The organism is Psychromonas sp. CNPT3 (assembly GCF_000153405.2).
In the GTDB taxonomy this organism is placed as follows: domain Bacteria; phylum Pseudomonadota; class Gammaproteobacteria; order Enterobacterales; family Psychromonadaceae; genus Psychromonas.
The window spans coordinates 509,950-525,751 of record NC_020802.1 but is presented as its reverse complement, the minus strand read 5'-3'; the positions used below and the strand labels follow the sequence as shown (position 1 = coordinate 525,751).

The following is a 15,802-nucleotide window of genomic DNA, read 5'->3' as shown; positions in this document are numbered from 1 at the left end:
TTATTATAAAAATAAGGGAGAAAAGCGCGTGGACCGAATCGAAGTCAACATGAGGCCTTGTTAATTTTAGCATCCTAAAATACAATTAAAACATCAATTAATAACCACAAACATAAAGGCAAGGCGTGATAATCTAGTGTGTTTTATTCAGTAAATATCAGGATAATAGTTTGATTCTTTAGACAAAAAAAAGATATGTAGGTTTAACGAAAAAATAAAGCCCGCCTATAAAAATAAAAATGTGTCAAACAACATGTTTATTTGTCTAGGCGGGCGACTCTCTTAAACATAAACTTTAAAAGCTTATGTATATGCGTTTAGGACCGTCTCGACCACTTCCGTTGGACGCCATGGATCTCCCGTATTTTCTAACCAAGGCATTAACTCTTCTTCTATGAGTTTTTTTACCAACGTTTCGTTATCACTCGCTATATTTTTCATTTGATAAGGATCATTTTGATTATCATGTAATACAAAACTCAATGCTTTACCAATTTTCCGATCAATCACTAAAGTATATCGATCTGTACGCACACCTCTGCGCCCATAAGATTGCGCGCCATAAGGCATAAAGGTATAAAATTGTGACGTAGGATGTTTATCACCTTGCATCCCTTTTACCGTATTAGCAAAGTTAGTCCCTTCCACTGTATCTGGGATCAAATCTTGCATCCCCATCAGACCTAATATCGTCGGATAAATATCGGGTGCTGAAAATAAGATATCACTACTACCCGCGCTTAATGTACCCGGCCAGCGAAATATCATTGGAATACGCATTGATTCTTCGTAATGCACATTTTTGGTAGGTTTACCATTTGATCCCATACAACAGCCATGATCAGAGAAAAAGACAACCAAAGTATCTTCCGTTAGTTTTAAACGATCTAATTCATCAACAATGCGTCCAAATTGATCATCAACACCATGGATCATTGCCATATATTCTTTGAAATATTTTGGGCCATAGCCGGGAGTATAATCTTTATCCCATTTTACATTTGGTCTTGTATTTAAACTCTCTGATGTTTGCCCTTTATATTTATCCAAATATTTTTGAGGCACTTGATCATAAGGTGAATGCGGAGGATTCATAGAAACAACAAGACTAAAGGGTTTATTACTGTCTCGGTACTTACCATCTTCATTGCGTAAATATTTTATGGCGATATCTGCTTCATGCTCAGGACTCCATTGATTAATATGCAATGGCTTATCCCTTGGTGTTTCATTAGTCCAATACATTGGATTTAAATGCTTATCATGTGTGCCGTATGAATACCAAAAATCAAATCCATGGCGACGCTCTGGTGGCGTCCAATCATTCCAATAACGCCCTTCCATCGGATTGTTGTAACTCGGTACGAACGGCGCTTTAGGAACATCTAAATGCCATTTACCAATATAACCTAAACTATAATCCTGCTCTTTTAAAATATCTGACCAAGTTAATGCATTGGCTTTTAACTCGATACCAAAATCACTACCCGCAAATTTTCCAGGCGTCGGAGCATGGCTATTACCTTGTAGCCCATTACGATATGGATATTGCCCTGTCATTAGCATGCCACGGAAAGGTGTACACAAAGGAAAGTTAGAAACCGCTTGTTTTAATATCACACCTTGCTTAGAAAATTTATTAATATTGGGAGTATGCGATGGATCTTGCTTCATAAACCCTAACGCCTGCGCGCGCATTTCATCTGGGAATATAATTAATAGATTCGGTTTTTTATTATTATTTAAAAACGACGAACCTACTTTTGTAGATGCTAATGACGTAGCACAACCGGTAGTTAAACCGGTCGCTGCGACAGCGCCACTTGCCAACATCCCTTTGAGTAAGCCCCTGCGAGTAATGGACATAAATTTTTCCTTAATATATGCAAAAGTAAAATCACACTGCGTTAACCACACAAAAATTAAGTGTAGTAATTTAAAGACAAAGTGTAAGCCAGTGAAACCAAGTTAACAACCAAAGCGATCACAAAGAAAGAAATTGAAGAAAACAAAAGGAAAAGCAAGGTTTTTTTATTTTGTGGGTAAAATTAAATATTAAGAAGAGAATGTAGAAATAAAAAACACGCTGGTATTATGCTTTAGCACATCACATATTTAGAATCTGAAAAAAAGGCATAAAAAAACCTTAGCATATACAATGCTAAGGTTTTTTATATGTCTTGATATACAATTTAATTAATAAACATATAACAAAACATGACTTATATTAAGAAAATGGATTAACGCGGATCATCGTTTCGTGACGATCAGGCCCCGTAGAAATAATATCCATTGGCACGCCTGTTAATTCTTCTAAACGTTTAATATATGCTTTTGCATTTTCAGGTAGTGCATCAAAACTAGTAACACCAAAAGAGATCCCATCCCAACCTGGCATACTTTCATATAAAGGCACTGCGCTCTCATAACCTTCAGCAGACATCGGCGGCACATCAACCACTTTACCATTAGGCATACGGTAACCAGTACAAATTTTAATCTCTTTCAAACCATCTAAAACATCAAGTTTTGTAAGACAAAAACCAGTAATACCGTTTAATTGTACTGCGCGTTTAATAGCAACTGCATCAAACCAACCCGTACGACGTAAACGCCCTGTTGTCGCGCCAAATTCATGACCAACAGTACCTAAGTGTTTACCCACTTCATCAAGTTTATCAACACCATCATATAATTCAGTTGGGAACGGACCTGCACCTACACGTGTTGTATATGCTTTAACAATACCTAATACATAGTTAAGGTGAGTAGGACCAAAGCCACTACCTGTTGCAACACCACCGGCCGTTGTATTCGACGAGGTCACATAAGGATAAGTACCATGATCAATGTCAAGTAACGTACCTTGTGCACCTTCAAATAAGATATTGTCGCCACGTCGACGTGCTTTATCTAATTCGTCAGTAACGTCGATAACCATACTTATCAGTAATGGCGCCATTTCCGTCATTTGTGCAAGCACATCGGTATAGCTTATTGGCTCAACATGATAATAGTTTTCTAATTGGAAGTTATGGTATTCCATGACTTCTTTTAGTTTCACAGCAAAAGTGTCCATATTAAACAGATCGTCAATACGTAAACCACGACGCGCTACTTTATCTTCATAAGCAGGACCGATACCACGACCTGTCGTACCGATGGCTTTACTGCCTCGTGCTTTTTCACGAGCCATATCCAATGCGGCATGGTAAGGAAGAATAAGCGGACAGCCTTCACTGATAAAGAGTCTATCTTTAGCCGGAACGCCACGCTCAGCAAGCATGTTCATTTCATTAAATAATGCATCTGGAGCAAGCACCACACCATTACCGATCACACACTTAACATTTTCACGTAAGATACCCGATGGGATCAAATGTAAAACTGTTTTTTGTCCGTCAATAACTAATGTATGCCCTGCGTTATGTCCACCTTGATAGCGAACAACCCATTGCGCTTTATCTGTTAGTAAGTCTACAACCTTACCTTTACCTTCGTCACCCCATTGAGTGCCAAGAATTACTACGTTTTTTCCCATCAGAATCACATTTTCTCTAGCGAATTGAGATAAGATTTTAGCAAACATTGATTGTATTGATCAATCGCTTTATGCTCAAATTTGCTATATGTTCAAATTTTAATCATAAAAAAAGGCGGTCACCCGCCTTTTTTTGATTTACTTGAAACTTAACCCTTTGTTTTCATAAACTTAAAGAATTCAGAATCAGGACTTAAAATCATCACATCATTTTTATCAGAAAAACTTTTTTCATACGCGCTCATACTACGTAAGAAAGCAAAGAATTTAGGATCTTGAGAATAGGAATCAGAATAAATCTTCGAAGCCGTCGCATCACCGACACCACGGACTTCTAGTGCTTTTTTGTTTGCTTTTGCAAGCATAATAGACACTTTACGATCAATGTTTGCACGAATGACCTCAGATTTTTCTTGGCCTTGTGAACGATGCTCTTTCGCTACCGCTTCACGTTCAGCGCGCATCCGTTTATAGATACTAATGCTGACTTCATCCGGTAAATTAATTTTCTTGATACGTACATCAACAACTTTAATACCCAACTCAGATGATCTTGCCATCCGTTTAAGTGCCGTTTCCATTAATTGGCCACGTTTACCTGAAACAATATCTTTAATGCTATGCGAGCCTATTTCACTACGCAATCCATTATTAATTTTACGTTTCAATAACGCTTCAGCTTGCATTTTATTACCACCCGTTGCCAGATAATAAACCGATAAATCATCAATTTTCCATTTTACATAAGAATCGATAATTAAATCTTTTTTCTCAGAGGTAACAAAGCGATCTGGTTGATCATCTAACGTTTGGATACGTGCATCCATCACCCTAACGGTGTCAATGAAAGGCACTTTAAAATGTAGACCCGGTGGGTAAACGACAGGTTTACCGTCGCTATCACGTTTTACTTTACTAAATTGTAAAACAATACCATTTTCGCCTTCATTGACAATAAAGGTACTGCTGAACAATCCCAATAATAAAGCAACAATAAGAATTAATATTTTATTCATTAGTAACTTCTCCCCGTTGTGCGTGTACTACGAGAAAGTCGGTCACTGACACTCGCGCGATCTAATGCTACATCTTGTGCTTCTTTTAAAACACGCGCATCAAGATCTGATATCGGTGACTTTGAAGACTTTCTTACCGAGCCACTATGATTCATCAGTTTATCAAGCGGTAAAAATGTCATATTAGATCCCGACTTATTATCAATTAATACTTTTGATGTATTACTTAATACTGTTTCCATCGTTTCGATATAAATACGTTGACGCGTGATCTCTGGTGCACTTTGGTACGCAGGTAAAAGTTTATTAAACCTTGCCACTTCACCTTGTGCTTTTAAGACAACACCTTCTGTATAAGCTTGTGCTTGTTGCTCTATACGTTTAACTTGACCACGAGCAAGAGGCTCTTTAGCACGCTGATACGCTTCTGCTTCACGTACAAAACGTTCTTCATCTTCTTGCGCTGAAATCGCATCATCAAAGGCGGCTTTTACTTCTTCAGGCGGACGCGTTTGTTGTAAATTCACATCAACCACTTCAATGCCTAAATTATAAGGCTCAATGATTTTATCAAGCATTTCCCATGCTTCTTGACGCACCACTTCACGACCTGTCGTTAATACATCATCCATTGTTGAATGACCAACCACAAAACGCAGTGAACTGTCTAATGCTTGTAGCAAACTATTATCTGCATTGGTTACGCTAAATAGATACTTTTCTGGGGCGATAATGCGGTATTGAACTTCCATGGAAACTTTAACCACATTTTCATCTTCCGTAAGCATAAAACCACTGGTGGGCATTGTGCGAAACGCTTTAACATTAATAGGAATGATCTTATCAATGAATTTTGGATGCCAATGTAAGCCGGGTTCAACCTGTCCATTGTAAGCGCCAAAACGTAGTACAACACCACGATCTGATTCTTTGATTGTATACCAGCCACTGAAAAACCAGATGATAGCAAGCACACTAATAATAACCATCACGGCTAATTTACTATGGTTGCTTTTGCCATTTTTGTTTGAATTTGGTTTTTTACCAAATAAAGAGCCGATAGTGTCACTCAGCTTTTGAAAAATAACATCCAGATCAGGTGGACCTTGATCTTTTTTCTTTCCACTGTTGTTCCACGGGTCTTTATCATCTTTTCCCGGTTCGTTCCAAGCCATAGTTAGCTCCCGATTAAATAATATAAGTTATTGAATATTGGAATGTAGCAATGTTCTCTCAAATAAGAAAGAGAACTTGACATAATATGTTCATTGAATGCTATTTGTTTGCCTTTATGCAAGCATCTAGCACACCTAAAAACTGCTTACGCAAGCGAGATAAATCGACATTGTTAATACGAATATCAACTAAACAATCTCCATTTTCTGCATAAGACTCATTTACGATACAATTAATTTGGTACAGTTGAGCGCGTAATTTACCTTGCTCTGGTGGGATACATAAGTGTAATTCACGGATTTGACCCGATAATAAAGAGCTTAATGCACTTAATAATAAATCGCTTCCTTCTCCCGTTTTTGCCGATAACCAAACACGTATTGGCTTACCTTCATCATCTAAATCTATATGCGGTTTTAAATCATCTAAGGCATCGATTTTATTCATAATGGTGAGTTGTGGCACATCACCCGCATCGATATCATTTAAAACAAGTTGCACCGCATCGATGTTATCTCGATAATTTTCATCGGAGCAATCAACGATATGTAATAATAATGTGGCTTCACGCGTTTCTTGTAATGTCGCTTTAAAAGCAGCCACTAAATCATGGGGTAAATGACGAACAAAACCCACCGTATCCGCTAAAATACAATTGCCGACATCTTGGACCTTAATTTGTCTTAACGTGGGATCTAACGTAGCAAACAACTGATCAGCAGCATAAACATCTGCACCCGTCATATGATTAAATAAGGTTGATTTTCCCGCATTGGTGTAACCTACCAAAGAGACCGTTGCAATCTCACCGCGTACGCGCGCACGGCGACCTTGATCGCGTTGCTTGGCAACTTTAGCTAATCGGCCTTTAATGGCGGTTATTCGCTCACTCAGTAAACGTCTATCACTCTCTAACTGTGTTTCACCCGGGCCGCGCATGCCCACGCCACCTTTTTGTCTTTCAAGATGCGTCCAACCACGTATTAAGCGTGTTGACATATGTTTTAGCTGGGCAAGTTCAATTTGTAACTTACCTTCATAGGTACGTGCTCGTTGGGCAAATATATCTAAAATAAGCGCGGTACGATCGAGCACTAAACATTCACAAAGAGCTTCTAGATTACGTTGCTGTGCGGGGGAAAGTGAATGATTAAAAATAACAACATTTGCGCCCAAAGTGCGCACGCCATCAGCGATTTCCTGTGCTTTTCCGGTGCCCACAAAATAACGAGGATGTGGCGTTTTTCGAGGTCCTGTGATCACGCCAATGGAAGCGACGCCTGCTGAGCTTACTAATAACTTTAACTCATCAAGATCCTCTTTTTTAGCATCATCAGAAAAGGTCATATGGACTAAGAGTGCCCGCTCTCCGGCTTTGTAACGATCAAACAATAAAAGCTCCAAAATAGAAATATAAAAATTAATCCTACCACAACAAAGATCAAAGGTTCGATAAAAAATCCTTCATTCAAGACACCGATAGTGCCTTGAAATTATTCTGAGGGAGGAAGGATCGAAAAAGGACGCGTCGGAACAACCGTCGAAATAGCATGTTTGTAGACCATTTGACTCACCGTGTTTTTCAGTAAAATAACAAACTGATCAAATGATTCTATTTGCCCTTGTAACTTAATGCCATTCACTAAATAAATAGCAACCGGTATATGTTCTTTACGTAAAGTATTCAAGAAGGGATCTTGTAATGATTGTCCTTTCGCCATTATTGTCTCCTATTATTATTGTCACTGCCTAGTATAAACAACCACTCAATAAAAAATGCACTACATGTTAATTTTTTTGATCTACAACACTTTCTTTATTTTATTTTAATCAAAGCGTTAGTATTATTTGAAGTGACAAGGGATCTCTTCTTTCTTAGACAGCATACAAATACGTATATTTATTGTTCACCATTGACGTCCGTATTTTTACATCATGTGCTACTTTTCATTATTTTATCAAAATTACAAGGATCTTCACTTTCAAGCCAAGTTAACTCCGTTTTCCAGCCTCGTAACCACGTCATTTGTCGTTTAGCAAGCTGACGCGTAGCAACAATACCTCTAAACTGCATTTCATCATGATCAATTTCACCTTCTAAATATTGCCACATTTGTCGATAACCAACGCAGCGCATAGCAGGAAGATCTAAATGCAGATCCTTACGCGCTTTTAATTTTCTCACTTCGTCTTCAAAACCAGTTTCTAACATATTGATAAAACGTTGCTCTATGCGCTGATGTAATGTTGTTTTTTCCTGTGGCGCAATCGCAAATTGACGAACATTAAAAGGGATAGGCTCACTTTTGATTTGCGTTAAGTCAGTCATGCTTTTACCTGATATTCGGTAAACTTCAAGCGCCCTTGAAAGGCGCTGTGGATCGTTAACATGGATGCGTAGCGCCGCCACTGGATCTATTTGAGCCAACTTATCATGCATAACTTGCCAGCCGAGCTGCGCAGCTTCACTTTCTATTTGCGCGCGCGTATCCGCACAAGCCTGCGGTAACGGTGATAGTCCATCAATTAAAGATTTGTAATAAAGCATCGTCCCCCCCACTAATAAAGGGGTTTTGCCTCGCGCACAAATAGACGCCATTAACGCTAAAGCATCCTCTCTAAAATTACCCACTGAATACGCTTGTAAGGGATCTAAAATATCCACTAATGCATGTGGTGCAAGCTTGCGCTCAGCAAGTGTCGGTTTTGCAGTGCCGATATCCATGCCTTTATAAATTAATGCAGAATCTACACTAATAATTTCACAGTTTTCTTGTGTCGCTAAACGGATAGCAAGATCTGTTTTTCCCGAGGCCGTGGGTCCCATTAAAAAAATGGCAGAGGGGTATTTATGCATCACAGACGCCTTGGAGTAAGAGAGAAAGATCTGGCTCAAAAAAGAGCCCACTGGTTGTTTCTAATGAGCAATGTTGCTCTATGTTTTGTAATAATTCACAGCCATCACTAAAGAGCCATTTCTTATCTTGAGTTTGTAACTGCGCATGGGTTCGCACGATCAAGGCACAAAAATCATTAACTTCAGATTCCGTTAAGGCCTCCTCAAAAGATTTTAAATACGTTAATAACACCGGTAATATTTTAGCGACAGGGCCTTGGCGTAATAGTGCAGGTACTTTACTCACAATTAATTTCTGCATTTTTTGTTTTACGCTAAAACCTAAACGCTGCAAAAGGATTTCACCAGCAGCGTTTAAAGACGGCAATTGTGAGTCTAAAGATAAGCGCACCGGTAATAATAAAGGTTGTGCTATTACTTCTCCGTTTTTCCAAGCCTCAAATAATCGTGTTTGTTGTAAAAGTTGATCCGCTTTTGGCAAAGATAAAAGGTATAAAGGGGAGCTACTTCCCGTTTTATTTACAGAGGCTTGCAGCAATAAATAGTATTCAGAAACTATGGCCAAGGGTAATGTTAATCGACTTTTTGGTAGTGTGGATATTTGCGATTCCGGTACAACATGTGGACGAATAAAGTCACAATAAGCATTAACTTGCGCCTCATCAATAGGGGCTTGATAATGATGTTTTGGTGTATACGTAGGCGTTGGGATGCTCTCGTTTGATGACGCATTGGTGACCGGACTCGGTATATAACTAGGTACGGTTTCACCCTTCTGACTTGTCGCCATTAACATCTCAGGATCGTTTAACGTCACGCTCAGTGTACTCACAATAAAATCATGCACCCAACGCGCTTGATGAAAACGCACTTCATGCTTAGACGGATGTACGTTTACATCCACTTGCTCTGCGGGGCAATCAATATAAATAACAAAACCGGGGAAGAAACCTGCGGGTAATATACGCGCATAGGCTTGCTTTATCGCATGATTAACCAATCGGTCACGAATGATCCGACCATTAATATAACAATATTGTACATCGCCTAAAGTCCGAGGTGAGAGCCTATCTGAGATCCAGCCCGATATTTTTAAACCCTGATCGGCGCTTTCAAAGTGTAAAGCACTTTTGACAAAGCTATCACTGCAAATACTCGCCAAACGTTTTAGTTGTTGCGTTGGCGTTGAGGCAGGGCGATATTGACGGATTATTTTACCGTTGTGTTTTAGCGTAAATGAGATATCAAAATAACTAAGCGCTAAACGACGAATTAATTCATCAATATGCTGAAATTCAGTTTTTTCGGTTTTTAAAAAGCGTCGACGCGCGGGTGTATTAAAAAATAAATCTAAGACTTCAACAGTGGTCCCTTGTGGGTGTGCGCAGGGCTTAATATGCACTTGCATGTCTCGCCCTTCTGCAATCGCTTGCCAAGCCTGCTCTTGATCCTGCGGTTTTGACGTAAACGTTAGCCTAGAAACAGAGCTCACACTTGCCAGAGCTTCTCCTCGAAAACCTAAGCTCATTATTGCTTCAAGATCATCAAGGTGACTAATTTTACTCGTTGCATGACGGCTTAACGCTAAGGTCAATTCATCTTTGGCGACGCCTTGTCCATTATCTTTAACACGTATGCACTTTGCCCCCCCTTTTTCAATGTCGATCTCAATACGCGAAGCCCCTGCATCTAAGCTGTTTTCTAATAACTCTTTGACCACAGAAGCAGGACGTTCAACCACTTCGCCGGCAGCAATTTGATTGGCAAGACGAGGCGCTAAAATTTGAATTGGCATAAGGGCAGATCCGAAAATTTAACTCACAGGTATACGTAGAAGTTGACCTACGGAAAGTCCTGTTGAGTTTAAATGGTTAAATTGTTTTAATCTTTTAATCGACACGCCATAACGCGCAGCAATCACAGAAAGAGATTCTCCACTACGCACTTTATAATGTGTCGATGCTACGTTATTTTCAGGAATTTTAAGCAGTTGCCCCACATGTAGCGTGGCGGACGATAAATTATTATAGCGCATTAACGTGGACACACTAAGCGCATTTTGATTGGCGATTAATGACAGATTTTCACCTGACTTCACTTTATGCATTGGTTTTTTTAATGGCGCATTAATACCTGACAACTTTAATTTTTGTCCTATCCTTAATGCGCTACTACGCAGCTGATTAATACTTTTCAAGCGTGCGCTACTGAGCCCATATTGTTGCGCTATCACAGATAACGATTCGCCACTTTTAACGGTATGCTGGGTTTGTCTTACCTTATTTTTTACAGCATAAAGTTTTAATTTTTGTCCGACCGATAATCTGCTCGAGTTTAAATGATTAAAGCGCATAAGATCACGGCTACTCAGATTATATTTTTTCGCAATCACCGATAACGACTCCCCGCTTTTAACGCGATGCACCGATTGACGTGCTTGGGGTTGTGACGCATACAGTTTTAATTTTTGACCGACGGCTAATTTGCTAGAGCTTAAATGATTAAAGCGCATAAGATCTGCACTGATAAAACCATAACTGTGTGCAATCACAGATAGTGACTCACCACGTTTTACGATATGTAGCCTTGTTTTTTTCGTCTTATCTGCCTTTGATAAGACATTACTTGGTGCACGCACATATAATTTTTGGCCGATGTTAACCGAGTTGGAACGTAACTTATTCCAACGTTTAAGATCGGCTAACGATATCTGCTGATCGCGGGCAATCTCCGATAACGAATCGCCTTTTTTCACTTTATAATAACGAGAGGCTTTCTCTTTTTTCTGTCGTGCTATTTGTGTATAGCTGATCCCCGGTATTTTAATTTTCTGACCGACATTAATCGAATTTTTATGTATATTATTATACGCTTTTAAGCGAGTCATATTAATATTATACTGGGCAGAAATAATAGATAAAGACTCGCCACGTTTAACGATATGTACACTTGCCGTTGACAACACCGCATCCGTTTCTGCCATCACTCGTTGCGTCGCCACTCCGGGTATTTTAATTTTTTGACCTACACGTAACGTACTAGAGTGTAAGTTATTTTGTTGTTTTAACTGACTCACTGAGGTGTTATAACGTTGCGCGATAATGGACAATGACTCACCATTTTTTACTTTATACACGCGCGGGATCTGCCACTTATTTTCTAGGCTAGCATAAGCGCGATTATCAGAGGGTACATCGTGTTTCACCACCAGCTCATAATCTGCAGGAATTTTTAATACTTGGCCAATGCGCAGCGTATTAGAATGCAGATTATTATAGGATTTTAACTGATTCAGAGAAATACTGTAGCGAGTCGCTAAGTTAGCTAATGATTCACCACTGCGCACCGTATGCTTGATAGCACGTTTACGCTGGGCAAATAAAGAGTCATGGGGAGGCGAGTCAATGAAGTGTTTGTAAATTGCCTTAAAGACAGCATTAGCGACTTTCTTTTGATAAGACGCCTGCCCTAACAAGCGCTCTTCTCGATGGTTGGTAATAAAGCCAGCTTCCACTAAAATAGAAGGGATATAAGGCGATTTTAAAACAGCAAGGCTCGCTCGCTCCGGTCTTTTTTTATGTAGCTTCGTAATTTTACCTAATTCAGAAACAACGCCTCGCGCCACTTCTGCGCCCACTAACATCGAATTAGATTTCGACATATCGAAAAACATTTTATTTAAAAAAGGTACACTGGACGATTCTTCTTTTATTTTACCTTTACCCCCGAGTAACTCTGAATGTACTTCATGATTTTCCATACGTCGACCCATTTCAGAATTCGCACGTTTATCCGATAAAATCCAAACGGAAGCACCACTTGGTTGACTCGAAGTAAAACCATCGGCATGAATAGAAACTAAAAAGTCGGCTTTACCTTGATGTGCTATCTCAGAGCGTTTATTCAAATTAATATAATAATCGCCCGTACGGATCAAAATCGCCGTCATGCCTTTTTGTTGATCAATGCGTCTTTTAAGGCGCTTCGCTATTTGTAACGTTATTTTTTTTTCTTGACTGAAACGTCCTAACGCACCGGGATCTTCTCCGCCATGACCTGCGTCAACCGCAATAATGACGTCACGTCCAACCCGAACAATCTTGCGAGGTGGCACTTTTTTTACCGGGATACTTGTGGCCTTATGCGGTAAATCTATCACCAATCGGTGCCCATAAGGTTGTGCAGGAGAAAGTGCAAAAATAATTGCTTTACTGGCTTGTTTTAAATCGATAACTAAGCGGTAAACGCCTTCTTGATAGGTCGCACTGTGACGAATATTTTTAACCAAAGGCCCTTTATGTTTAATTTTAGTGAAATCAAGCACACTCGTGGTGGACTTTAAATCAATCACTAAACGATCCGGCTTCTTTAAATAATGTATGGCATATTTGGCTTTTTGTGATAAATCCAAAACAACGCGCGTATTTTCCGGAGATGGCCATGATCGCACGCCATTTAATGTGTTTTGCGTAGATGCAAAAACAGCACTCGAAAAACCAAATAAGAGGCAACTCATTAAAAATAAAGGTAAGGTCAGTCGTCTTTTTCGCTCTTTCATAGTTTTTTTAATACTCTTTGGCCATTTTCTGTATTTGCTTGCAATTCGATACAGCGTTGCTCACCGACATAACGTAATGTTAAATCAATATCTGCTTGCGCTAACACGCCTTCTCCACGCTCTGGCCATTCGACAAGACAATGACTTTGATCTGTAAAATAGTCGCGGATACCCATAAATTCTAATTCTTCAGGAGAGCCTAATCGATATAAATCAAAATGATAAACAGTCCAAGTTTCAAGTTCGTAAGGCTCTACCAATGTATAAGTAGGGCTTTTAACATGACCTTTATGACCTAAACCTTGAATGAAACCTCGTGTTAACGTGGTTTTACCAGCACCTAAATCACCGTGTAAATAAATACAAATGGCAGTGTCACATGCGGCACTCAAACGTTTACCAAACAGTACCGTTTGCTCTGCATCTACTAAATTTTCTTTATATAAATCAAACATTATGGGTTTACTAATTTCCTAATATAAGGGAAGAGATCACTGCCTAATAAATCTCTAGGCTCTTTTTTACGGTAAACGCTCTACTAAAGCATGGATACATACCGCTGGTGCGTTTAAGCTTTATTCGACGAAGTCAATGATAGCAGAAACAACATCTTATATACCACCACAGGGCATATCCATTCATCCTGTATCTGCGACTTCAATCTGCTTTCCATCAAAAACTAAACTTCCATCGCCTTTAAAATAACCAATCCAGCATTATTAGGTTGTCATGCTCCGATGCAGTATAGCGATATTATTCAACTTCTGCGATAGAGAGACCCAATACACAAGCACTCTTTTATGGATACTTATACCCATATCATACGAATAAATAAATGCATCTGCATCAATGACACTCAAAGAATCAAAGAATGAAGCCTGATTTTAGATCGCTCACTGTGTAATATGCTTTTATTTATCACTTGTGTAAATACTTTTACCATGGCATAGCTACTTAATGAGATTTAAAAGGCCAAAAAACAGATATCCTCATACCTTGGAATGCCTATAGCGAAACAATATTTATACCCCCTTGAGTTACGATTTGTTCAGCCATACGCTTACGATTATTAAGAAGGACTGCTTAAATGTAAAAAAGTTGCATAAATACATGACTAAAGTCCGTAAAATTCCAAACTTTTCCCGCCGAAAGATAATGTGAACCATGGGCCATATCCTCGTTAATTTAATCTCACTTCCTCTCTATTTTTACTGCTGCCTAGTATATAAAAAATGTGCTAGACTGCTTTGAATTTTAAACACAACAAAGCCCATAAAGTTAGACTCTATGAGAATGAAATGACCCAATCAGAACCTATCTTAGAAAATCCTACTAGCACAGAAAATATTGGCCTGATTGGTCTTGCTCAAGACATAAAAATGTGGGGGAAAGAGTTGGGATTCCAACATGTTGGTATCACCGATACTGACCTTAGTGCACATGAAGAAAAGTTACAGCAATGGTTAGATAACGGCTACCACGGCGAAATGGACTATATGCAAAAACATGGCATGATGCGCGCTCGCCCTGCCGAGTTACTTCAGGGTACATTACGCGTGATATCCGTGCGTATGGATTATTTACCAGAAGATGCACAATTTGCACGGACATTACGCAATAAAAATAATGCCTATATCAGTCGTTATGCCTTGGGCCGTGATTACCATAAGGTATTACGAAAACGCCTCAAACAACTGGGTCAAAAGATAGAATTACAAGTGGGTAAACTGGGTTATCGCCCCTTTGTTGACAGCGCGCCTATTTTAGAGCGCCCTCTCGCAGAAAAAGCAGGCCTTGGCTGGGTCGGAAAACACTCGTTACTTATTGACGGGAAGACCGGATCATGGTTCTTTATCGGTGAGCTATTAATTGATCTCGCACTGCCTATTGATAAACCCGTCGAAGAAAAATGTGGACAATGCGTTGCCTGCATTAAAATATGCCCAACGGGCGCTATTGTTGCGCCTTATGTTGTCGATGCACGGCGCTGCATCTCATATCTAACGATTGAATTACAAGGTGCTATTCCCGTTGAATTTCGTAAGGCATTAGGAAATCGGATATACGGTTGTGATGACTGCCAGTTAATTTGTCCTTGGAACCGTTTTTCTAATACAACGCAAGAAGCTGATTTTCAAGCGCGTTCGCAGCTCAAAGAGCAACCTTTATTAGACTTGTTTGCGTGGACTGAAAAAGAATTTTTAACAAATACCGAAGGTTCTCCTATTCGCCGTATTGGCTATCAACGTTGGCTGCGTAATATCGCCGTCGCTCTGGGTAACGCACCTTGTCATGTTGAAACGGTGCAAGCCCTACAATTAAAATTAAAAAATAGCGATGATGCATTGGTTAATGAGCACATACAATGGGCGTTAGAGCAACACCAACAAAATATTCCCATTCACAACGAGCGCCTGACTAATCGATTAGTACGCAGTATCGAAAAAGGCCTACCGCGTGATGCCTAAAATGCGGATTTTGTCCGCATTTTAAAAGATAAATGAAAAAAATATAACCGATATCTTCTTAAAAGAGAAAAAACTCATCAAGCTTGGTACAACGTCTTCATTTCACCTTTTATAACTCGCTAAAATAGCGCTTGTCATGCTATATAATGCAAACTACGCTTGAACCATATCGCATTGCAAAAAGGT

At 39.4% G+C, this 15,802-nt stretch carries 11 protein-coding genes; 1 reads left to right on the top strand and 10 read right to left on the bottom strand.

Annotation, left to right across the window (positions count from 1 at the left end; all coding sequences use genetic code 11):
* Positions 1 to 303: 303 nt before the first annotated feature.
* The 10 genes from PCNPT3_RS02355 to tsaE form a co-directional block, all read right to left on the bottom strand.
* Complete coding sequence (locus tag PCNPT3_RS02355) at positions 304 to 1,866, bottom strand: sulfatase-like hydrolase/transferase (RefSeq protein WP_015464269.1); 1,563 nt, start codon at positions 1,864 to 1,866, stop codon at positions 304 to 306.
* Between the two features lie 361 nt (positions 1,867 to 2,227).
* A complete protein-coding gene (locus PCNPT3_RS02350) occupies positions 2,228 to 3,541 on the bottom strand; it encodes an adenylosuccinate synthase (RefSeq protein ID WP_015464268.1) in 1,314 nt (437 codons plus the stop codon).
* Positions 3,542 to 3,690: 149 nt separating this feature from the next.
* Complete coding sequence (gene hflC / locus PCNPT3_RS02345) at positions 3,691 to 4,557, bottom strand: protease modulator HflC (protein WP_015464267.1); 867 nt, start codon at positions 4,555 to 4,557, stop codon at positions 3,691 to 3,693.
* Positions 4,557 to 5,732, bottom strand: a complete 1,176-nt coding sequence (gene hflK / locus PCNPT3_RS02340) for an FtsH protease activity modulator HflK (protein ID WP_015464266.1) — start codon at positions 5,730 to 5,732, stop codon at positions 4,557 to 4,559. Before hflK ends, hflC begins: the two co-directional genes overlap by 1 nt.
* A gap of 100 nt (positions 5,733 to 5,832) precedes the next feature.
* Entirely contained in the window at positions 5,833 to 7,125 is a 1,293-nt protein-coding gene (hflX, locus tag PCNPT3_RS02335) for a ribosome rescue GTPase HflX (protein ID WP_015464265.1), read from the bottom strand.
* A 101-nt stretch (positions 7,126 to 7,226) separates the two neighbouring features.
* Positions 7,227 to 7,454, bottom strand: coding sequence for an RNA chaperone Hfq (gene hfq / locus PCNPT3_RS02330; RefSeq protein ID WP_015464264.1), 228 nt, complete (start codon positions 7,452 to 7,454; stop codon positions 7,227 to 7,229).
* A 212-nt stretch (positions 7,455 to 7,666) separates the two neighbouring features.
* The gene (miaA, locus tag PCNPT3_RS02325; protein WP_041771244.1) at positions 7,667 to 8,590 is read right to left on the bottom strand and encodes a tRNA (adenosine(37)-N6)-dimethylallyltransferase MiaA; all 924 of its coding nucleotides are present in this window, start codon (positions 8,588 to 8,590) and stop codon (positions 7,667 to 7,669) included.
* Positions 8,583 to 10,385: a DNA mismatch repair endonuclease MutL gene (gene mutL, locus PCNPT3_RS02320; RefSeq protein WP_015464262.1), complete on the bottom strand. Its 1,803-nt coding sequence runs from the start codon at positions 10,383 to 10,385 to the stop codon at positions 8,583 to 8,585. Before mutL ends, miaA begins: the two co-directional genes overlap by 8 nt.
* 18 nt (positions 10,386 to 10,403) lie before the next feature.
* Complete coding sequence (locus PCNPT3_RS14315) at positions 10,404 to 13,148, bottom strand: LysM peptidoglycan-binding domain-containing protein (protein ID WP_015464261.1); 2,745 nt, start codon at positions 13,146 to 13,148, stop codon at positions 10,404 to 10,406.
* Entirely contained in the window at positions 13,145 to 13,603 is a 459-nt protein-coding gene (gene tsaE, locus PCNPT3_RS02310; RefSeq protein ID WP_015464260.1) for a tRNA (adenosine(37)-N6)-threonylcarbamoyltransferase complex ATPase subunit type 1 TsaE, read from the bottom strand. Before tsaE ends, PCNPT3_RS14315 begins: the two co-directional genes overlap by 4 nt.
* Before the next feature lie 843 nt (positions 13,604 to 14,446).
* Here tsaE and queG point away from each other — a divergent pair.
* A complete protein-coding gene (gene queG / locus PCNPT3_RS02305) occupies positions 14,447 to 15,616 on the top strand; it encodes a tRNA epoxyqueuosine(34) reductase QueG (RefSeq protein ID WP_015464259.1) in 1,170 nt (389 codons plus the stop codon).
* Positions 15,617 to 15,802: the final 186 nt, after the last annotated feature.